The 18,533-nt window shown below is 65.4% G+C and carries 18 protein-coding genes; 13 read left to right on the top strand and 5 right to left on the bottom strand.

Translation table 11 applies throughout. The annotated features are described in order from the left end of the window. Window positions 1-22: 22 nt before the first annotated feature. Window positions 23-1,105 (top strand): ABC transporter ATP-binding protein, encoded by a 1,083-nt coding sequence (locus tag ACXAGF_RS20200; RefSeq protein WP_475019146.1) that lies wholly within the window; start codon window positions 23-25, stop codon window positions 1,103-1,105. Between the two features lie 77 nt (window positions 1,106-1,182). Here the strand turns inward: ACXAGF_RS20200 and ACXAGF_RS20205 are convergent, their stop codons facing one another. Further along, window positions 1,183-2,214, bottom strand: coding sequence for a LacI family DNA-binding transcriptional regulator (locus ACXAGF_RS20205; RefSeq protein WP_475019147.1), 1,032 nt, complete (start codon window positions 2,212-2,214; stop codon window positions 1,183-1,185). Between the two features lie 284 nt (window positions 2,215-2,498). Here ACXAGF_RS20205 and ACXAGF_RS20210 point away from each other — a divergent pair, with 284 nt between their 5' ends. The 11 genes from ACXAGF_RS20210 to ACXAGF_RS20260 all read left to right on the top strand — a co-directional run bounded on the left by ACXAGF_RS20210 (window position 2,499) and on the right by ACXAGF_RS20260 (window position 12,040). Next, entirely contained in the window at window positions 2,499-3,776 is a 1,278-nt protein-coding gene (locus tag ACXAGF_RS20210) for an amino acid ABC transporter substrate-binding protein (RefSeq protein WP_475019148.1), read from the top strand. Window positions 3,777-3,849: 73 nt separating this feature from the next. After that, on the top strand, window positions 3,850-4,596 hold the full coding sequence (locus ACXAGF_RS20215; RefSeq protein ID WP_475019149.1) for an ABC transporter ATP-binding protein: 747 nt from the start codon (window positions 3,850-3,852) through the stop codon (window positions 4,594-4,596). After that, on the top strand, window positions 4,596-5,324 hold the full coding sequence (locus tag ACXAGF_RS20220; RefSeq protein ID WP_475019150.1) for an ABC transporter ATP-binding protein: 729 nt from the start codon (window positions 4,596-4,598) through the stop codon (window positions 5,322-5,324). Before ACXAGF_RS20215 ends, ACXAGF_RS20220 begins: the two co-directional genes overlap by 1 nt. 10 nt (window positions 5,325-5,334) lie before the next feature. After that, on the top strand, window positions 5,335-6,213 hold the full coding sequence (locus ACXAGF_RS20225) for a branched-chain amino acid ABC transporter permease (protein ID WP_475019151.1): 879 nt from the start codon (window positions 5,335-5,337) through the stop codon (window positions 6,211-6,213). Further along, a complete protein-coding gene (locus ACXAGF_RS20230) occupies window positions 6,213-7,256 on the top strand; it encodes a branched-chain amino acid ABC transporter permease (protein WP_475019152.1) in 1,044 nt (347 codons plus the stop codon). Before ACXAGF_RS20225 ends, ACXAGF_RS20230 begins: the two co-directional genes overlap by 1 nt. Window positions 7,257-7,315: 59 nt before the next feature. Continuing rightward, window positions 7,316-8,089 carry a glutathione S-transferase family protein gene (locus tag ACXAGF_RS20235; protein ID WP_475019153.1) on the top strand — a complete coding sequence of 258 codons (774 nt, stop codon included), beginning with the start codon at window positions 7,316-7,318 and terminating at the stop codon, window positions 8,087-8,089. Between the two features lie 16 nt (window positions 8,090-8,105). Next, window positions 8,106-9,032, top strand: a complete 927-nt coding sequence (locus ACXAGF_RS20240; protein ID WP_475019154.1) for a dioxygenase family protein — start codon at window positions 8,106-8,108, stop codon at window positions 9,030-9,032. Then, window positions 9,029-9,793 (top strand): SDR family NAD(P)-dependent oxidoreductase, encoded by a 765-nt coding sequence (locus tag ACXAGF_RS20245; protein WP_475019155.1) that lies wholly within the window; start codon window positions 9,029-9,031, stop codon window positions 9,791-9,793. The genes ACXAGF_RS20240 and ACXAGF_RS20245 overlap by 4 nt, the downstream gene beginning before the upstream one ends. Beyond that, the gene (locus ACXAGF_RS20250; RefSeq protein ID WP_475019156.1) at window positions 9,793-10,671 is read left to right on the top strand and encodes a beta-keto acid cleavage family enzyme; all 879 of its coding nucleotides are present in this window, start codon (window positions 9,793-9,795) and stop codon (window positions 10,669-10,671) included. The genes ACXAGF_RS20245 and ACXAGF_RS20250 overlap by 1 nt, the downstream gene beginning before the upstream one ends. Before the next feature lie 30 nt (window positions 10,672-10,701). Further along, window positions 10,702-11,706 carry a quinone oxidoreductase family protein gene (locus ACXAGF_RS20255; protein ID WP_475019157.1) on the top strand — a complete coding sequence of 335 codons (1,005 nt, stop codon included), beginning with the start codon at window positions 10,702-10,704 and terminating at the stop codon, window positions 11,704-11,706. A 1-nt stretch (window position 11,707) separates the two neighbouring features. After that, window positions 11,708-12,040: a cupin domain-containing protein gene (locus ACXAGF_RS20260; protein WP_475019158.1), complete on the top strand. Its 333-nt coding sequence runs from the start codon at window positions 11,708-11,710 to the stop codon at window positions 12,038-12,040. A gap of 10 nt (window positions 12,041-12,050) precedes the next feature. Here the strand turns inward: ACXAGF_RS20260 and ACXAGF_RS20265 are convergent, their stop codons facing one another. The 3 genes from ACXAGF_RS20265 to ACXAGF_RS20275 form a co-directional block, all read right to left on the bottom strand. Next, the gene (locus ACXAGF_RS20265; protein ID WP_475019159.1) at window positions 12,051-12,770 is read right to left on the bottom strand and encodes an SDR family NAD(P)-dependent oxidoreductase; all 720 of its coding nucleotides are present in this window, start codon (window positions 12,768-12,770) and stop codon (window positions 12,051-12,053) included. Window positions 12,771-12,860: 90 nt separating this feature from the next. Further along, window positions 12,861-13,280: a putative quinol monooxygenase gene (locus tag ACXAGF_RS20270; protein ID WP_475019160.1), complete on the bottom strand. Its 420-nt coding sequence runs from the start codon at window positions 13,278-13,280 to the stop codon at window positions 12,861-12,863. Window positions 13,281-13,356: 76 nt separating this feature from the next. Further along, window positions 13,357-14,211, bottom strand: a complete 855-nt coding sequence (locus tag ACXAGF_RS20275) for a VOC family protein (protein WP_475019161.1) — start codon at window positions 14,209-14,211, stop codon at window positions 13,357-13,359. Between the two features lie 193 nt (window positions 14,212-14,404). Between ACXAGF_RS20275 and ACXAGF_RS20280 the strand changes: the two genes are divergently transcribed. Next, entirely contained in the window at window positions 14,405-15,595 is a 1,191-nt protein-coding gene (locus ACXAGF_RS20280) for an MFS transporter (RefSeq protein ID WP_475019162.1), read from the top strand. On the opposite strand, the gene ACXAGF_RS20285 is transcribed toward ACXAGF_RS20280, so the two are convergent. Next, window positions 15,592-18,465: an ATP-binding protein gene (locus ACXAGF_RS20285; RefSeq protein ID WP_475019163.1), complete on the bottom strand. Its 2,874-nt coding sequence runs from the start codon at window positions 18,463-18,465 to the stop codon at window positions 15,592-15,594. The two genes, ACXAGF_RS20280 and ACXAGF_RS20285, sit on opposite strands and share 4 nt — an antisense overlap. Window positions 18,466-18,533 lie beyond the last annotated feature (68 nt).

Consider the following 18,533-nt stretch of genomic DNA (forward strand, 5'->3'; position numbering starts at 1 on the left):
ATGCCCTCCGGGAGGAGAAACCGTGACGGCAATCGCATTGAAGAAGATCCGCAAGACCTATGGCGAGCTTGCGGTCATCCACGATATCGACATCGACATCAGGAGCGGCGAGTTCCTCGTCCTTGTGGGGCCTTCGGGGTGCGGCAAGTCCACGCTGCTGCGCATGATTGCCGGGCTTGAGGATATCTCCGGCGGCGTCCTCGACATCGGTGGGAAGGTCGTCAATGCGCTGCCGCCGTCGGAGCGCGACATCGCCATGGTCTTCCAGGACTACGCGCTCTATCCGCACATGAGCGTGCGTGAGAACATGGCCTTCGGCCTCAAGATGCGCGGCACGAGCGAGGCGGCGATCAGCAACAGGGTGAAGCTTGCGGCCGATACTCTCAAGATCGCCCAGTTCCTGGAGCGTCGCCCGGCCCAATTGTCCGGGGGGCAGCGCCAGCGTGTCGCGATGGGACGCGCCATCGTGCGCGAGCCTTCCGCCTTCCTGTTCGACGAGCCGCTTTCAAACCTTGACGCGGCGCTGCGCGTTGAGATGCGCCTCGAGATCGCCAAGCTGCACAACCGAATGAAGGCGACCACCGTCTACGTCACGCACGACCAGGTGGAGGCAATGACGCTTGCCGACCGCATCGTTGTCCTGAACGCCGGCAGGATCGAGCAGGTCGGTCCGCCGCTCGAGCTGTACCACAGGCCCGCAAGCCTGTTCGTCGCCCGCTTCATCGGCAGTCCCACGATGAACACGCTGCCGGCGCAGGTGTCAGTTGCACCAGACGGCCAGATCGCGGTGTCGATAGCCGGCCGACAGATCTCGACGCTTGCGCCGGGGTCCGTCAACGCGGGCCTCGATGCCGCGACGCTCGGCATCCGCCCCGAAGACCTTCAGCGCTGTTCGTCCGAGAATGCCTGGTTCAGCGGGGAGCTTGCGGTCGTCGAGCGGCTCGGCAGCCAGACCTACGGCTACCTCGAGGTCGGCCAAAGCCGGATGCTCACCGTCGAGTTCCCGCGCGATTCCGAAGTCGCGGTTGGCGAACAGGTGCATGTCCGCGCCGATCCGGCGAGCACCCATCTGTTCGACGACGTCACCGGGCTGCGCCTCAACTGACAGCCCTCGCCGGGCCTTCCATTGCAGGCGGAAGGGCAACCGGGACGGCTGCGGGATGCCGTGCCGTGCCAGTCGCGTCACGACGGCGCCCGGGCCGTGCTGTCGCGCACGACAAGCTCTACCGGCAAAATCGTCTCGACAGGCGCCTGCTCCGAATCGCCGGGATTAAGCAGGCGCAGCAGCGTCCGGGCGGCTACCTGGCCGGCGCCGTACTGCTCGATGCGCACGGTCGTCAGCCGCGGCCGGATGAGGTCGAGCATCGGCATGTCGTTGAAGCCGGTGACGGAGATCTGCCGCGGGCAGTCGATGCCGCGCTGGCGCAGCGCCTCGATCGCCCCGAGCGCCAGGCGGTCGTTGGCGCAGAGAACGGCGGTAAACGGAAGACTCGTGTCCAGCAGCGTTGCCATGCAGCGCGCGCCGTCGCGCTCGTCGAACCGGGTCGCAGTCACGATCAGGCGCTCCTCTACTTCGAGCGCCTGGGCCGAAGCCGCGGCGCGGAAGGCGGCGAGTCGAAGCTGGCCGGTCGAGAGGTCCTGGGGGCCGGCCATATGGGCGATGCGCCGGTGGCCGAGCTGGCGCAGATGCCGCAGCATCTCGCAGATGCCGCCGTCCTCGTCGTTGATAACGTAGGGAATCCCGGAGCGCTCGACCTTGCGGTTCAGCGTCACGACCGGTACGCCGTCCTCGGCCGCGCGTGCGATCGAAGGATCGCTGCGCAACACGGCGGCATGGATCAGGCCATCGACGCCGCGGTCGCGGAGCACGTCGAGAAGCCGCACCTCGCGCTCGCGCTCGCTGTCGGTGTTGACGATGATCGAGGCGTAGCCGAGCGGTTCGAGCACGCTCTCGATGCCACGCAGGATGGGCGGGAAAATCAGGTTGGTGATGTCGGGGATCATGACGCCCACCGTCATCGTCCGGTTGGTGCGCAGACCGGCGGCGATGCGGTTGGGGCGATAGCCGAGCTTTTCGGCCGCCGCCTGGACGCGCGCGGCGACCTCCTCGGTGATCGCCTTGCGCTCCACCGGGTCGAGCGCCCGAGAGACCGTCGATACATGAACGCCCGTCTCGCGGGCTATGTCCTTCAAGGTGATTCTCTTCTTCTTCATCTCTCGTCCCTCGGACCGCACCCTTCCATTTACGCGCGATGAGGTCGGGAAGCAATCGATTGCACGATCGATTGACAGGTGGTTTCTGTCATGATAGATATTGACGCAATCGATTGCATGATTGTGCGTGACGGCGCCGGAAGGCGCGGCGCTTTGCGACGCCGGCGAAGAGGAGCGCCTGCCTTGCTTGCAAAACACGTCGGTCTGGTCCGACGTCGATTTTTTGGCAACGAATGCAATCGATTGCATACAGATTTGCACGTCACTTGATGGGAGGAACATCAATGCTGCTGACGAGAATCCTGACGACGGCCACGGCGCTCGCCCTTGCCACGACCGCTGCCTATGCCGAGACGATCCGGATCGGCGCCTCGCTGCCGATCACCGGAGGCCTTTCGGTCAGCGGCGAGAAGCACGAGCGCGGCTACGCGCTGTGCGCCAAGCTGATCAACGAGGCAGGCGGCATCCTCGGCAGGGAGGTCGAACTGATCGTCAGCGACAACCGCTCCGACCCGGCAACCGCGATCAACCAGTACGAGCGCTTCATCAACGTCGACAAGGTCGAAGCTGTCTACGGCACGTTTTCCAGCCGTCTGACCTTCCCCGTCGCGGCAATCCTGTCGAAGTACAACATGGTGCACGCCGTGCCCTCAGGGGGGGCGCTGCGCATTTATGAGCAGGGTTATCGCAACCTGTTCTATTTTCAGGTCAGCGCCGCCGAATACACCGGCAAGGACGTGACGGCGGTGATGCGCGAGTACATCCCCGCGGATGCGGCGCCGACGTCGGTCGCCATCGTGTCGGCCGACGACTTCTTCGCCAATGCGATCGAGGCCGGCCTCGTCGGCGCCAAGGTCAATGATCCTGCGACCGGCAAAGAGGTCGCCGATCTCGCGCCCGGCTATCTTGCCGACGCGGGGATCGACGTGGTGATGCAGGAAAAGTGGCCCGAGGAGGGCTTCAACGACTGGCTCAACCTCGCCAACTCCATCAAGCGCTCCGGCGCGGAGATGGTCATCGGCCTGACCGCCTCTGCGGAAGAGGCCGTGCAACTGACCCGCAGCCTGAAGACTGTCGGCGCCAACCCGAAATTCGTCTATCTGAGCCAGGGCGCGCAGAGCGAGTTCGTCGAGGGGGTCGGTCAGTCCGCGGCCGACGGCGTGATGATCCACACCAACTGGCACAAGGACGCGCCTTTCGCGAGCACGATCGGTGGCAAGCCGTTCAGCAACGACGATTTCGTCAAGGCCTTTGCGGCCGAATACGGCGTGGAGCCGGACGAGGACAGCGCCATTCCCTTCGCCGTCTGCCAGGGTATCGAGCAGGCGATCGCGGGGTCCGGCACGACCGACAATGCGAAGATGGGCGAGTGGCTGCATGCCCGCACCAAGGACGATCCGGTGCGCACCGTGCTCGGCCGTTTCAGCTGGGACCAGCGCGGACTTGCTCAGGACAAGTCGCACATCATGACCCAGTGGCAGGACGGCACCCTCAAGTTCGTCTACCCCAAGGACGAGTTCGAAGGCGTCTCCACGCTCAGATACCCGAAGGCAGGCTTCTAGTCCGGGTGACGACGGACAGGCGGCCGGCGCCGCCTGCCCCTGCTCATGGCATCAACAAGCGGAGGCCGGGCGCATGCTCGAAGTCAGGAATCTTTGCAAGCACTTCGGTGGCATCAGGGCCGTCGACGGAGCGAGCTTTTCGGTCGAGAAGGGTTCGATCACAGCCTTGATTGGCCCGAACGGCGCGGGGAAGACGACCGCGTTCAACTGCATCAGCCGCACCCTTTCGCTGACCTCCGGCGAGGTCTGGCTGGACGGCGAGCGCATCGACCAGTTCAGACCACACAAGGTGACCGCGCGCGGGCTCAGCCGCACCTTTCAGGTCTCTCGCAACCTCGCCGAGATGACGGTCATCGAGAACGTCATCGTTCAATCGCGCGTCTCGGGCTGGCGCGATCTCCTGCGTCCGGCGATGAGTGCCGAGGAAAAGGACAAGGCCATGGCCATCCTCGATTTCCTCGGCATCACCCGCATCGCCTACGAGGACGGACACAATCTTTCCTACGGCCAGAAGAAGCTGATGGACCTGGCGGCCCTGCTGATGTCCGACCCCAAGATCATCCTTCTCGACGAGCCCGCCGGCGGGGTCAATCCGTCGCTGATGGAAGAGATCGTCGGTCACATCCGCGCACTCAACGAGAAGGGCCTCACCGTGCTGATCGTCGAGCACAACATGGATCTCATCATGCGCCTGTCGCACAAGGTCGTCGTCATGGCGCAGGGACGGGTAATCTGTTCGGACACGCCCGATGTCGTGCGCCGCGATCCTCAGGTTCTCGACGCCTATCTCGGCGGCGTCCTGGAAGCGGAGGCGGCCTGATGAGCGAGCTTCTCCAGGTTGCCAACATCACCGCCGGCTATGGCGATGGCCCCGCCATCCTTGACGGCGCGCACCTCACGGTCGAGCCCGGCAAGGTCCACTGCATCATCGGTCCGAACGGCGCCGGAAAGTCGACCTTGCTCAAGGCGATCTGCGGCATGCTGAAGATCCGCAAGGGCGACGTCGTCTTCAAGGGCAAGCGCCTCAACGGCCTGCGCCCGGACCAGATCCTGCGGGAAGGCATCTGCTTCGTGCCGCAGGAGCGGGCACTCTTTCCCAAGATGAGCGTGCGCGAAAACCTGCGCATGGGCGGTTTCATCCTCGACGATCAGAAAGAACTGGAGCGCCGCATCGACGGCATCCTAGAGCGCTTTCCGATACTGAAGGAACGGGCCGGCCAGCACGCCGGCACCATGTCGGGTGGCCAGCAGCAGACGCTCGCCATGGCTCGTACCCTCATCATCAAGCCCGCGATCGTCATGCTCGACGAGCCCTCGCTCGGCCTCGCGCCGAAGGTGGTCCAGGAGATGTTCGACATCATGAAGATGATGTCTGCCGAGGGCGTCACCGTGCTGCTGGTCGAGCAGAACGCGCTGATGGGGCTTCGAAATTCCGACTGGGGCGTCGTGCTCGACCTCGGACGAACGCTGTTCGAAGGCCCGGCTTCGGAGGTCCTTTCCGACCCGCGTATTCAGGAACTCTATCTCGGCGGCAGAAAGGCCGCCTGAAGGAGCGACGATGGCAGAGATCATTCAAGTCCTCATCCTTGGCCTCGCGCTCGGCGGCGTCATTGCGCTCATGGGCTCCGGCCTGGCGCTTGTCTTCGGCGTCATGCGGATCGTTAACCTGGCGCATCCCTCGCTGATCATCGCCGGCGCCTATGTCGCCTATTGGGGCTTCAAGCTGACCGGCGCCGATCCGATCGCACTGCTTCCGGTCGCGACGGCGATCATGGCCGCAATCGGCATCCTGCTCTACCGCCTGCTGTTCGCCCGCGAGGCACGCAGCGCTCGGTATTCCGAGATGACGGTGCTGCTCACCTTCGCGCTGGCAATGATCGTCGAAGGCGTTCTGGGCGCCCTGTTCACCAATACTCAGCGCGTCACCTCGCCCGACTATGCAACCGAAGCCTTCTTCCTCGGCGACATCTTTCTGCCGAAGGGCCAGCTCTATGCCGGACTGATCTCGATCCTCATCATCGGCGCGCTGGCGCTGTTCCTGAAGTATTCGCGGCTCGGATATGCCATTCGCGCCACGGCACAGAACCGCGAAGCGGCGGAGCTGCTCGGCGTCAACGTCAACCTCGTCGGCCTCGTCGCCTTTGCCATCGGCATTGGCCTGGCGGGGGCGGCGGGCTCGCTCATCAGCTTCGTCTTCTCCTTCTTCCCCGCCAAGCATTGGGAATGGATCGCCATGCTGATGTCCGTCGTCGTTCTTGGCGGCATGGGCAGCATCCTCGGCACGGTCATTGCCGCATTGCTGCTCTCCGTCATTGCCGCCTTCGTCGGCACATGGGTCGGCGCGACCTGGTCGACGATGACCTTCTTTCTCGCTCTTTTCATCATTCTGCTGATCCGGCCCCAAGGGCTGTTCGGCGAAAAACCGGAGATGGCATGATGGCCGTGACCCTTCAGCAAGCCGATGCCGGCGCCGTCCTCGAAGCACGACGCCTGCACAACGAAAAGCTGGCCCGCAAGGCGGATCCGAGACGGGCGACCTGGCTTCCGCTGGCGCTCCTGGCGGCGCTGTGCGCGCTGCCGCTGCTCCAGTTCACCGGCAACTACAACTACGTTCTTCATTTGGTGCTCTTCACCGCCTCCTACGTCGCGATGGCATCAGGCTGGAACATCCTTGGCGGGTTCACCGGCTACGTCTCGCTCGGCCATGCGGTCTTCTTTGCGATCGGCGGCTATTTCTCCGGCATGATCCTGGCCCGCTACGGCGTCTCGACGATCGTGACCGCGCCGCTCGCCGGCCTCGTCGCAGCGCTCTTCGGCTATCTGGTCGGACGGATTACGCTGACCGTGCGCGGCCCGAGCTTCATCATTTCCTCGATCGCGCTCTTGATGATCGCGCGCATTCTGTTCGACAACTGGCACTTCGTCGGCGGCGCCAATGGCGTGACGTTGCCGGCCAACGGTCTTTCGGCGCAATGGTCGAAGGTGCCGTACTACTACGCCATGCTGGCCATCGCCGCGCTCACCGTCTGGGCCAGCTATCGCATCAAGCATTCGAAATTCGGCCTTGGCTTGCGCGCCATTTCAAAGGACGAAATCAAGGCGGAAAGCGCCGGCATCGACACCCGCTTCTACAAGGTGATGGCCTTCGCCCTGTCGGCCTTCTTCGTCGGCATGACCGGCGCGGTCTGGGGCGAGTACCTGACCTACCTGCGCCCGAACATCTTCCTGATCATCCTCGTGTCCGCCAACCTTGTGCTGATGTCCATCCTCGGCGGCAAGGGCACCATCGCCGGCCCCGTCATCGGTGCCGTGCTGATCGTCGCGCTCAACGAATTGTTTGTCGCCACCATGGGGGCGTCGGAACTCAACCTTCTGGGCACAGGCCTGGTGATGGCGCTGGGACTGTTCTTCTTTCCGCTCGGAATAGTCGGCTCGCTCGCGCGAAGCGGCAGGCTGCCGCGCGTGTTGAACTGGGACTGACCATCCGTACCGAACCCGATCCCGACACTGGCCTGCGAATGCCGCAGGAGGAGGAAGCCATGTCCGAATACGTGCTGTACAACGCTCCGCAATCGACCTGCAGCCAGCGCGTGCGCTATACGCTGCATGCCAAGGGAATCGCCTTCACCGAGCACAAGCTCGACCTGTTCAAGGGCGACCAACTGCACCCGGAATATCTGGCGATCAACCCGAACGGGCTCGTGCCCGCGCTCGTCCACGACGGCCATGCTGTGGTCGATTCCTCCGTCATCCTGGAATATCTGGAGGACATCCATCCCGAGGTTGCACCGCTTCGACCGGCCGATCCGCTGAGGATCGCCGCGATGCGGGCCTGCATGCGCTACATCGACGAGGTCCCGACACCAGCGGTGCGCGTGCCGTCCTACAACCTCGCATTCCTGCCGCATTACCAGGCCATGAGCGAGGCGGAGTTCCTGGCGGTCTGCGACAGCAAGCCGCTGCGGCGTGAGTTCCTGCTGAAGATGGGCCGGACCGGCTTTCCGAAGGCCGAGATGGACGAGGCGCTGGCGCGGCTGCAGCGTGGCGTCGATCGCCTGGCCACCTGGCTCGACGACGGCGGCGGCCCCTTCATCCTCGGCTCCGCGCTGTCGCTTGCCGACATCGCCATCCTGCCGGTCATTGTGCGCATGGACGACATCAATCTCGGCCGGATGTGGACCGCGGCGCCCGCCATCGCCCGCTGGCTCGACCGCATGCGCGAGACCGAAGCCTTCGCCCAGACCTACTATCACGGCTCCCTTCTGACGGAGAAGTACTCTCATCTCGCCGCCGAACGGGCGCCGGCGGCCTGAGGAAAGGAGGAAGATCATGCAACACTCCAAGGTCGAACCCGTGCTGATATCCACCGTCGAAGACGTGACACCCATGGTTCTGCGGGCGATGGAAGGCACGGACAATGCCCGCCTCAAGACCATCATGGCTTCGGCGACGCGCCATCTCCACGCCTTCATCCTCGAGACCCGGCCAACCGAAGCCGAGTTCGAAGCGGCGCTGCAATGGGTCGCCGCCCTCGGTCATCACACGAACGAGATCAACAACGAGGTCGTGCTCGCCGCCGACGTTCTCGGCGCCTCGACCCTGATTGACCTCATCAACAATGACGGCATGCAGGGCGAGACCCTGTCCGCGCTGCTCGGCCCGTTCTATCGTGGCAAGGCGCCGGACTGCGCCTGCGGCGACTGCATCGCTCGTTCCGAGACACCGGGTCCCAAGCTCTTCTTCAACGGCACCGTGACGGAGGTCGACGGCACGCCGATCGCCGGCGCCAAGCTCGACGTCTGGCAGGCGTCGCCCGTAGGCCTGTACGAGAACCAGGATCCCGGCCAGGACGATTTCAACCTGCGCGGTGTCTTCCACACGGATGCGGACGGCAGCTTTCACTTCGTCTCGGTCAAGCCGGCAGGCTATCCAGTGCCGACCGACGGACCGGTGGGCGAACTGTTGCGCGCCCAGCGCCGGCGGCCGATGCGCCCGGCCCACATTCATTTCATCGTCTCGGCGCCCGGCCACAAGACACTGATCACCCAGATCTTCTCCGACACGCCCGAGGCGCTCGCCGACGACGTCGTCTTCGGTGCCAAGCAACAGATCGTCGGCGACTTCATCGAACACCGCGAACCACATCCGGACTATCCGGGCGTTGCGGCCCCCTTCTACACCTGCGCCTACCAGTTCCGGCTGACGGTCGGTGATCCGACCTATCCGGCGCCGCCCATCTCGGGGTCGAAGTCATGACGGCGATGCAGGCGAAGGGCCTGCCGCTTGCCGGCAAGGTGGCCGTGGTGACGGGCGGCTCGGGCGGCATCGGCCGCGAAACCTGCCGGCTGCTTGCAGCGGAGGGGGCGCGTGTCGTGGTCGGATACCGCTCGTCCGAGGCGGAGGCGCGGGCGGTTCTCGACACGCTCGCCGGCGACGGCCACATCGTTGCCGGTCTCTCGATCGAAGACAGCGCCAGCATCCTGGCCTTCCGCGACCGGGTGCTCGGCGCCATGGGCGGGGTCGACATGCTCGTCAACAGCGCCGGCGTCACTCGACCGGTTCCGCACCAGGACCTCGATGCGCTCACCGACGAGTTGATCGACCAGATCTTCGTCAACAACTGGCGCGGAGTCTTCTCGACGATCCGCGCCTTCGCGCCGGCGCTACGGGCGAGCGGGGACGGCCTCATCGTCAGCGTCTCCTCGATCGCGGCCTTCACCGGCGTCGGCTCCAATGTCGCCTATTGCGGCGCCAAGGCGGGGCTCGACGTCATGACCAAGGCGCTGGCACGGGCGCTGGCGCCGCAGGTCCGCGTGCTGTCGGTCTCGCCCGGCGCGGTCGACACGCAGTTCGTGCCGGGCCGCGGCAAGGAGTTCAACGACAAGGTTGCGGTGACGACGCCCCTGAAGCGCATCACCGCACCAGTCGATGTTGCCCAGGCGATTCTCGCCTGCGCGACACATCTGAAATTTTCGACCGGCGACCGGATCGTCGTCGACGGGGGGAGGCATCTTTGATGCAGCAGGACGTCATCATCACCTGCGCGGTCACCGGCAACCTGACGACCCGGGAAAACCACCCCGGCCTGCCGGTCACCCCGGAGGAGATCGCCGAGTCCTGCCTGGAGGCGGCGGAGGCGGGCGCGGCAATCGCCCACATCCATGTGCGCGACCCCGAGACGGGAAGCCCCTCGATGGAGCTTGGCTACTATCGGGAGGTGGTCGAGCGTATCCGCGCAAAGAACGACGCGCTGATCCTCAACCTCACCACCGGGCCAGGCGGGCGTTATCATCCCAGCGACGACGACCCGGCGGTCGCCGGCCCGCGCACGACCCTGATGCGGCCGGAGAGACGCGTCGAGCACATTACCGCGTTGAAGCCCGACATCGCGACGCTCGACCTCAACACCATGACCTTCGGCGCGGAGGTGGTCATCAACACACCCGCCAACGTCAGGATCATGGCCGAGATGATCTACGAGGCCGGGTCGAAACCGGAACTCGAGGTGTTCGACACCGGCCATATCCAGCTGGCGCAGGATCTGCTGAAGGCTGGCGTGTTGCGGTCGCCGCCGCTGTTCACCATCGTTACCGGCGTCAGGTACGGCTTTCCTTCGACCACCGACGTCATGGCGACGGCCGTGCGCATGCTGCCTTCCGACGCGGTCTGGACCGGCTTCGGCGTCGGCCGGATGTCCTTCCCCATGGCCGTGCAGTCCTACCTGCTCGGCGGCCATGTGCGCGTGGGCCTGGAGGACAACTCCTACATCGCCAAGGGCGTACTCGCCAAAGGCAACGGCGAACTCGTCGAGCGCGCACGCGACCTCATCGAAAAGCTGGGTGGCCGGATTGCCGGGCCCTCGCAGGCCCGCGCGATGCTGGACCTACCCAGCTGACATTCCCTTCAACTCCACGGGAGAGCAGACATGAACATCCAAGTCGACAGCAAGCTGGCCAAGGCGCTCCGGGTCAGCGAGACATCGCCGGATCTCGACAACTTGAAGATCGATCTCGTCGATGTGGCGATCCCCAAGCCCGGACCGGGCCAGGTGCTGGTCGAAATCGTCGCGGCGGGCGTCAACCCGAGCGACGTCAAGGCCTCGCTCGGGCACATGCCGCATGCCGTCTGGCCACGCACGCCGGGGCGCGACTTCGGCGGCGTCGTGCGCGAGGGGCCGTCGGCGATGGTCGGCCTCGAGATCTGGGGCGGCGGCGGCGAGCTCGGCATCACCCAGGACGGCAGCCATGCGAAATGGATGGTGCTCGACCAGAAGGCGGTGCGGGCCAAGCCCGCCAACTTCTCCATGGAGGAGGCGGGATCGATCGGCGTTCCGTTCATCACCGCCTATGAGGGCCTTCGCGAAGCGGGCGGCGTGCAGCCGACCGACGTCGTGCTCGTCTGCGGCGGCAATGGCAAGGTCGGCCAGGCGGCGATCCAGCTTGCCACCATGGCCGGCGCCCGCGTCTTCGCCGTGGAATACAACGAGCAGCCGCTGATGGCGCACGCCAACGCCCCCGTCGAGATGCTCAACAGCGCGAGCGACGACGTCGCCGCGATCGTCAGGGAGAAGACTGGCGGGCACGGCGCCGACATCGTCTTCAACACGGTCGGCAGCCCCTACTTCGAAATCGCCAACAACGCCATGGCCAAGCAAGCCCGGCAGATCTTCATCTCCACCTTCGACCGGGCGGTGCCCTTCGACATCTTCAACTTCTTCCGAGGCCGCCACAAGTATATCGGCATAGACACGCTGGCGCTGTCCTCGGTCGAGGGCGCGCGGATTTTCGACAAGCTCAAGCCGAAGTTCGAGGAGGGCAAGCTGAAGCCGTTCCCGATCAACCCGGCCACGGTCTACGGGCTTGCCGATGCGGCCAAGGCCTATGCCTCGGTTCTGCGCGGCACATCCGACCGCGTGCTGCTGAGGCCTTGACATGCAGATTACGCGCTACAACGAGGCGAGGCCCTACCAGGCGGCGGAGCATTACGACATGCATTGCCTGCGGCTGCAGGGCAAGGAGGCGACGAACACCGATGCGATCTGGATCGGCCTGTCGCATCTCCTGCCGGGCGGTCATACCTCGCTCGCATCCGCGCCGGTCGAGAAAATCTATATCGTCGTTTCGGGCGAGGTGACGGTCGAGACGCCGACCGAGGCCGTCACGCTCCGTCCGCTCGACAGCTGCCGGCTGGCGCCCGGCGAAGCGCGGGCGCTCGTCAACCGAACGAACATGCCCGCCTCGGTCCTGCTCGCCATGCCGACGTGAGCCGGGCCACCTAGCGGGCGAGGTAGCCGCCGTCGATGTTCAGCTCGATGCCGGTGACGTAGCTGGCCTCGTCGGACGCAAGATACAGGCAGCCATAGGCCACCTCGTCCGGCAGGCCGGCGCGCTTCATCGGCGTGGAATCGATCACGGCGGCGTTCAGATCCGGCGCCTGGGCATCGGTCAGCGGCGTTGCGATGAAGCCGGGATGAACCGAGTTGACGCGAATACCGTCGGCCACATAGGTCATTGCCGCATTCTTCGACATGTTGCGGACCGCGCCCTTGGCGGCATGGTAGGCATGGGCCCCCGCGACCGCCGCGCTGCCCCAGATCGACGAGATGTTGACGATCGTGCCTGCCTGCTGCTTCCGCATGACGCGCACCGCCTCCCGCATCCCGAGGAAGACGCCGGTCTGGTCGACCGCGATCATCTTCAGCCAGTTCTTCATCTCCAGCTTGTCCAGCGGTTCGTAGGCAATGATGCCGGCATTGTTGACCAGCACGTCAAGACGGCCGTGCTTGCCGACGATGGCTGCGACGACCGCTGCCCATTGCTCCTCGTTGGTGACATCGAGCGGCATGGCCTCGATGGCCCCGGGATAGGGCCTGTCGGGCTGCCTGATGTCGGCGGCGACGACGGCGGCGCCCTCCTTGTCGAACAGGTTCGCGACGGCATGGCCGATTCCGCCGGCCGCACCCGTGACCAATGCAGTCTTTCCCTTCAGTCTCATCGCAGAGATCCTTTTCCGACGTTGGTCTAGCGCGCCCAGCGGAGCGCCCCGCAAGCGCAGCGCTGTCGTCGTTCACGTTCCAAGGTGCAACTAGTTTCCGGGTGGTACGAGAATTTCCATTCGCGTCACCTTCACGCCGCCATCGGCGAGATCCGGCAACTTGGCAAACCACTCCTGCACATAGGGCATGGCGTTGTGCGCTTCGAAGTCCGCCTCATTGGCGAAGATCTCGTAGAAGACAAAGTGACCGGGAACCGCTCGGTTCTCCTGTAGAAAGTAGACGAGGTTCGCGGGATCGCCGCGAACCAGATCGACGAGGGGAAGCGTGATCGCACGGAGCTCGGCCTCCCTGCCCGGTTTGGCTCGCACCTCGGCAACGATGGAGTAGGCGCCGCCGGGGACGTTCGCGTAGCCGTGGCCCGGGCCGTCCTGCGCTTCCGTCGCGCCAGCAGGAAAGATCAACCCCGCGAGCAGGATGGCTGACGTTTGCAGCCGCAGCTTGGTGATCATGTCGGTTCTCCTTGTCCGCAAAAAGGGGGCGCCCGGACCGTCCGCCGGCGTCCGCTCGCCGTTGACCGGCTCTCGGCTATCCGGCGCCGGCAAGGCGCAAGTGGGCCTCCCGAGCATCGGCAAAGCGCTTCTTGACGGGGCCTAGCGCCTTGACGAATTCGAGCTGTTCGCCCTCCGGCCCCTTGCAGTAGATCAGTTCCCACCCGTCCGATGGCGAAACCGTCACCTTGTTGGTGTTCGCGCTCAGGGGCGCCGCCCTGCGCTCCTCCTCGGTGGAAACGCGGATGATGCGATTTGCCCGCACCTGCGTCATGCCGCGTCGCAGGGACTCCGCTTCGAGATCGGCGATGAACTGGTTGAAATCGACATCGTCGCGCACGTGGAAGCAGATGTGCATCATGCGCGGGAATGCGGGGCTCATGTGCTCGAGCGGCTCCGCGAAGGCGTTGGGGCCGCCCATCGGCTGGTCGGCGTCGCGGTATTGCAGGAGTTCGATCACGACATTGTCGAACTGGATGAACCGAACGTCGAGGCGCTGGGCGCCGCCCCGCAGGTCGGGCACGCCGATTGTCCGCGGGTTGACGCCGAGCTGGATGGCCAGGATTTCCTGGTCGGCAAGCAGCGTGTTCTGAACGGAATCGCCCTGGAAGTCGCCGTGTCGGAATACCTCGGTCCCGCCGAGAACGTCCGTGTAGAATTCATACGCGCGCTCCATGTTCTGTACGGTGAGGCCGAAATGCTGTACCCCTTGGAGCCGCGCAGCCAGCGAATTTTGATTGCGCGCCGCCGTCGGCGTTTCCTGGGCCGAGGCCGGCGCCCTGCCTGCAAGAGCGGCGGCAAGTCCGCCGACCGCAACGCCGCCGGCGGCGCGCAGAACGGTGCGGCGATCCGGGTCTTCCGGCGGGATGCCTGTCTTTTGCTGATGGGACATCGTTTCATCCTGTCGATCGCGTGGTGACTGGCGAGATTCTACCGCGTCCGCGGTTGTGAGCGTCGTTAAGATCGGTGAAATATGGTGAACCCGCGCGACTTGATGCGGCGGGGATGCGCAGTGAGATCCCCGGCACGCCGCCCGCCTCTGTGCGTGGCGCCAACAAGGGCATTGCTTGGCCATGGACGCGACGGTGGGTCGGACCAGACGGATTGCAATCGTGCTCGGTTCGGGTGCGGGGATGTATTTCAGCATCGGCATCGTGCTGATCTACGGCTTCAGCGTCTTCATTGTGCCCATTGCCGAGGACACCCGATGGGATCGCACCCTGGTGGCCGCCGTCGTCGCGCCGATAGCGGTCGTAAACGGCTTGATGTCGCCTGTCGTGGGCGCGCTCACGGATCGTTTCGGTCCGCGCCGTGTGCTGATCGTATCGTCCGTGTCCATGGCGATCGGCCTGATCGGCGTCGGGGCCCTGTCGTGGAGTTTGCCAAGCTTCGCCGTGGCGGTCGTCGTGGCGAGCCTGCTGGGGGCTGCCCAGACCGGCGTGCCGTATACGCATGTGGTCGTCGGATGGTTCTCCGCACGGCGCGGCCTTGCCCTCGGCACCATGCTCTCCTTCGTGGGGGTGGGGATTGCAACCGTTCCTCCGGCGTTGGCATTCCTGATATCCGGGTGGGGCTGGCGCTTCGCCTTCGTGGCGGCCGGGCTGGCGGCGATGGCGGTCACGCTTCCAGTCGCGCTCTTGGCTATCCGCGATCCGCCGATGCTGCAGGGGCGCGACCGCGTCGGGATTGCCGGTCAGACCGTCCGCGAGGCGGCGGCGACCACAAGCTTCTGGCTGCTGCTGGGCGCCTTCCTGCTCAATTACTTCGCAGCGGCGGCCGGATCCATTTCCCTCCCCGTGGTGCTGGCGGACCGGGGGGCCGATCCGGCCAATGCCGCCTTTGTCATGAGCCTCGTAGGGTTGACCTTCATTGTCATGCGCCTCGGTTTCGGGGCCTTGCTCGACAGGTTTCCCGCGGTTCCCTTGACCAGCCTCGCCTTCCTGTCGCCCGTTGTCGGCCACCTGATCCTGTCGAATACCGAAGGCCAGGTTCCGGTCTATGTCAGCGCCGTCTTCTTCGGCCTCGCCACGGGGGCGGAAGGCGACGCGATCGGCTACCTTCTGTCGAAACGCTTCGGAATGCGCAGCTTCGGCAAGCTCTACGGTATCAACTACATGGCCTTGACGATCGGCGCCGGCCTCGGGCCGGCGTCCCTCCATGTCATGGCCGCCGGGGGAACACGCTATGCCGAGACCTTCGTGATCTTTGCCGGGGTGGCAGCGATCGCCCCGATCCTGCTCATGCTCGACGGCCGCACCCGGTCCCTGACGCGCTAGCGACGCGCCTGGTGCGCCGATCGGTCGCCCCGGCCTGCCACGGCATCAAGCAACGAGCGGGCCTTCACCAGATCACGGGTGGCAAAGCCTTCGCCGAAGCGACGGTAAATCGGCGCCAGAATTTCGCCGGCCCGCGCCTCTTGGCCGGACCGATGCCAATGCCCGGCCAATGCCGTTGCAGCGCGCAACTCCCATGACAGAGCGCCCTGGCGGCGCGCCATGGCGAGGGCCTCGGAGAAAAGCCCCTCGATGGCCTCCGTCCTCCGGCCCGCCTCTTCCTTGCACAGCAGGTCCGCCTTGATGCGCAGCAGTTCCGGCATGCACCACATCTCGCCGGTCGAGGTCGAAAGCGTGACGGCCTCCTCGATCGCCGCCAGCCCCGCGCCGACGTCCCCCTGATCTCCCAGCCCCTCGGCATAGACGCCGGCATAGAATGGAGAGCGCATGCGGAAGCCGGCCGCCAGAAGCTCGTCGAGAGCGCCGCGCAACAAGGTCAGCCCCGATGCATCGCCGTTCTGCAGGAGCCAGTCCCCGCGCAGACAACGGACCATGGCGTTCCAGATCGTCATGGCATGGGCAGCCACATGAGCGTCGATTGCGGCCAGCATGCGCTCTGCGGCTGCAAGGTCGCCGGTCAGCAGCGCGAGCGGGCAGGTCGTGTGGACCAGAGCGTTGCAGAGTGCCAGCGCGTGTTCCGCCGCCCGCGCCTCCTCCAGCTGCCGTTGCGCCATAGCGAGCGCGGTGTCGGGCTGCCCCTGCAGCCAGAGGACGTTGGCAAGGGTTCCCCGCGCGGCCGATCGCGGGTCCAGCTGGAACCGCGCAATGTCCGAACGCGCAACGGGCGGGTCGTAGCGGACGATCATGCATTCGAGGTGGTGCCGAGCCTCGGCCAGTTCGCCCAGATAGCGCAGGGCGGTGCCCGTCTGCCGACCGACATTGGTGCGTGCGGCGAGATCGCCGCGCTCGGTGGCCAGCTTCGCTATCCTGCCCGCCATCGCCAGCGCCGACTGATGCTCGCCGGTCCAGGTGAAGTAGTCGCACAAGCCCCAGAGGCACCGAAGCTGGTAGTCGGTGTCGTTGAGCGTTTCGGCGCAGTTCAGGGCCGTCTGCCAGGCATCCTGGACGTCCGGGAGCGGGCCGCGCGTGTGGAGCAGGGCAGTGCCAAGCGCAAAGTTCAGCTTCATGTCGTCGCGCATGTCGCGAAACGGGGCAAGGCTGTCGACGAGGGCGCATTCGACCCGGGCGCGGCATTCCTCCACGAGCGAGAGATGCTCCCAGAACGGGATCGCGGCAACGGTAAGCGCGACGCCGACGGTTCTGCTGCGGTCGCTGGAAAGCGCCCAGGCCAAGGCGCCGCGGACGTCGTCGATCTTGCCGCCGTACTCCGCCAACCACTGGGCCGTCGGGCGGGTTTTCCATTCGGTCTCGGCGCGCTCGGACAGTTCGAGCAGATGCTCGGCATGACGTTGGCGCAGACGCTCGGCTTCTCCGCTTTCGGCGAGCTTTTGCAGGGCGTATCTGCGGGTGGTATCGAGCAGCCTGTAATGCGTTCCGAGCACGCCCCTTTCGGTCGCGACAAGCGACTTGGCAACGAGGTCCGCGACAGCGCGAATGCATTCGCCGCGGGCCTGTCCTTTCTGAACTGCAATGGCGCAGGCCGATTCCAGGGTGAAGGCACCGGCGAACACCGACAGGCAGCGCAACAGTGCGCGCTCGGGCTCGGCGAGAAGTCGGTAGCTCCAGTCCAGCGTCGCGGCCAGGGTCCGGTGGCGGCTGTCACCGGACCGGCTGCCGCACAACACCTGAGATTGATCGCTGAGAAGTACAAGGAGTTCGGATGCGTTGAAGGATTCCAGTCGAGGCGCGGCAAGCTCGATCGCAAGGGCCAGACCGTCCAGTCTGCGACAGATTTCCGCCACGACCGGGGCGTTCTCTTCGGTCAGCACGAACTCGCCCAAACGACCGGCGGCGCGCTCGACGAAGAGTTGGACGGCCGGAAAGGCCAGCGCCCGAGCCGGGGAAAGTCCGGCCGTCCTCGGCGGTGTCCTGAGGGGCGGCAGGCGATAGACCTTTTCCGCCGGAACCCGGGTCGGTTCTCGGCTTGTGGCGAGGATCCGCATCCTTGGCGCCGCAGCCAGCAGCGCTTCGGCGCAAGCGGCCACCGCGTCGATGAGATGCTCGCAGTTGTCGAGGACGAGCATGAACTCTCTGTCGGCCGCAAAGGCGGCCAACGCGGTGGCGACATCCGCCGAATGCACCCTCAGACCGATCGCGGCGGCTATTGACGTCGAGACGAGGCCGGCATCGTTCACCGTCGCGAGATCCACGAACCAGACACCGTCGTCGTAGGCGGATGCGAGCTGGCCGGCGACAGCAAGGGCCAACCTGGTTTTGCCGATGCCGCCGGGACCGACGATTGTCACAAGAGGCGAAACCTCGAGGGCGCGCAGGACCACATCCCTTGAAGTGCGCCTTCCCAGCAGGCGGGTCGACGAAGCCGGCAGATTGTGCGGGCGGGCACCGTGCGCGCTCGCTGCGGCCGGGGCCTTGCCCTCCCACGTCGCTTGCACGGGCGCGACGAACCGATAGCCCCGTCCGCTCACCGTTGCTATGAACCGCGTATCGCCCAGAGTGTCGCCAAGGGCCCGGCGAAGCGCTGCAATGGTCACCCGCAGATTGCTTTCCTCGACGAAGGTGTCGGGCCAGGCGCGCGACACCAGTTCCGTCTTGCTCAACACGTCGCCGGGGCGTTCGACCAGAGCGGCGAGGATCTCCAGGGCGCGGCTGCCGATACGAACGACCCTGTCCGCCCGCATCAGCGACTGGCGCTCCGGAAACAGCACGAATGGCCCGAAGGAATAGCAACGCACGACCGGAACTCCGACAGGGCCGCATCGAGAGGAACAATAACCGCCACGGAACGCAAAATACACTGCAG

The sequence above is a fragment of the Mycoplana sp. ABR4_002 genome, from assembly GCF_056159645.1.

Excerpts from the sequence above, each read along its gene's own strand:
- ACXAGF_RS20215 (WP_475019149.1), top strand. The coding sequence starts at position 3,850 with ATGCTCGAAGTCAGGAATCTTTGCAAGCACTTCGGTGGCATCAGGGCC.
- ACXAGF_RS20265 (WP_475019159.1), bottom strand. The coding sequence starts at position 12,770 with ATGAGACTGAAGGGAAAGACTGCATTGGTCACGGGTGCGGCCGGCGGA.
- ACXAGF_RS20225 (WP_475019151.1), top strand. The coding sequence starts at position 5,335 with ATGGCAGAGATCATTCAAGTCCTCATCCTTGGCCTCGCGCTCGGCGGC.
- ACXAGF_RS20250 (WP_475019156.1), top strand. The coding sequence starts at position 9,793 with ATGCAGCAGGACGTCATCATCACCTGCGCGGTCACCGGCAACCTGACG.
- ACXAGF_RS20260 (WP_475019158.1), top strand. The coding sequence starts at position 11,708 with ATGCAGATTACGCGCTACAACGAGGCGAGGCCCTACCAGGCGGCGGAG.
- ACXAGF_RS20270 (WP_475019160.1), bottom strand. The coding sequence starts at position 13,280 with ATGATCACCAAGCTGCGGCTGCAAACGTCAGCCATCCTGCTCGCGGGG.
- ACXAGF_RS20235 (WP_475019153.1), top strand. The coding sequence starts at position 7,316 with ATGTCCGAATACGTGCTGTACAACGCTCCGCAATCGACCTGCAGCCAG.
- ACXAGF_RS20275 (WP_475019161.1), bottom strand. The coding sequence starts at position 14,211 with ATGTCCCATCAGCAAAAGACAGGCATCCCGCCGGAAGACCCGGATCGC.
- ACXAGF_RS20245 (WP_475019155.1), top strand. The coding sequence starts at position 9,029 with ATGACGGCGATGCAGGCGAAGGGCCTGCCGCTTGCCGGCAAGGTGGCC.
- ACXAGF_RS20255 (WP_475019157.1), top strand. The coding sequence starts at position 10,702 with ATGAACATCCAAGTCGACAGCAAGCTGGCCAAGGCGCTCCGGGTCAGC.
- ACXAGF_RS20220 (WP_475019150.1), top strand. The coding sequence starts at position 4,596 with ATGAGCGAGCTTCTCCAGGTTGCCAACATCACCGCCGGCTATGGCGAT.
- ACXAGF_RS20210 (WP_475019148.1), top strand. The coding sequence starts at position 2,499 with ATGCTGCTGACGAGAATCCTGACGACGGCCACGGCGCTCGCCCTTGCC.
- ACXAGF_RS20230 (WP_475019152.1), top strand. The coding sequence starts at position 6,213 with ATGGCCGTGACCCTTCAGCAAGCCGATGCCGGCGCCGTCCTCGAAGCA.
- ACXAGF_RS20205 (WP_475019147.1), bottom strand. The coding sequence starts at position 2,214 with ATGAAGAAGAAGAGAATCACCTTGAAGGACATAGCCCGCGAGACGGGC.
- ACXAGF_RS20240 (WP_475019154.1), top strand. The coding sequence starts at position 8,106 with ATGCAACACTCCAAGGTCGAACCCGTGCTGATATCCACCGTCGAAGAC.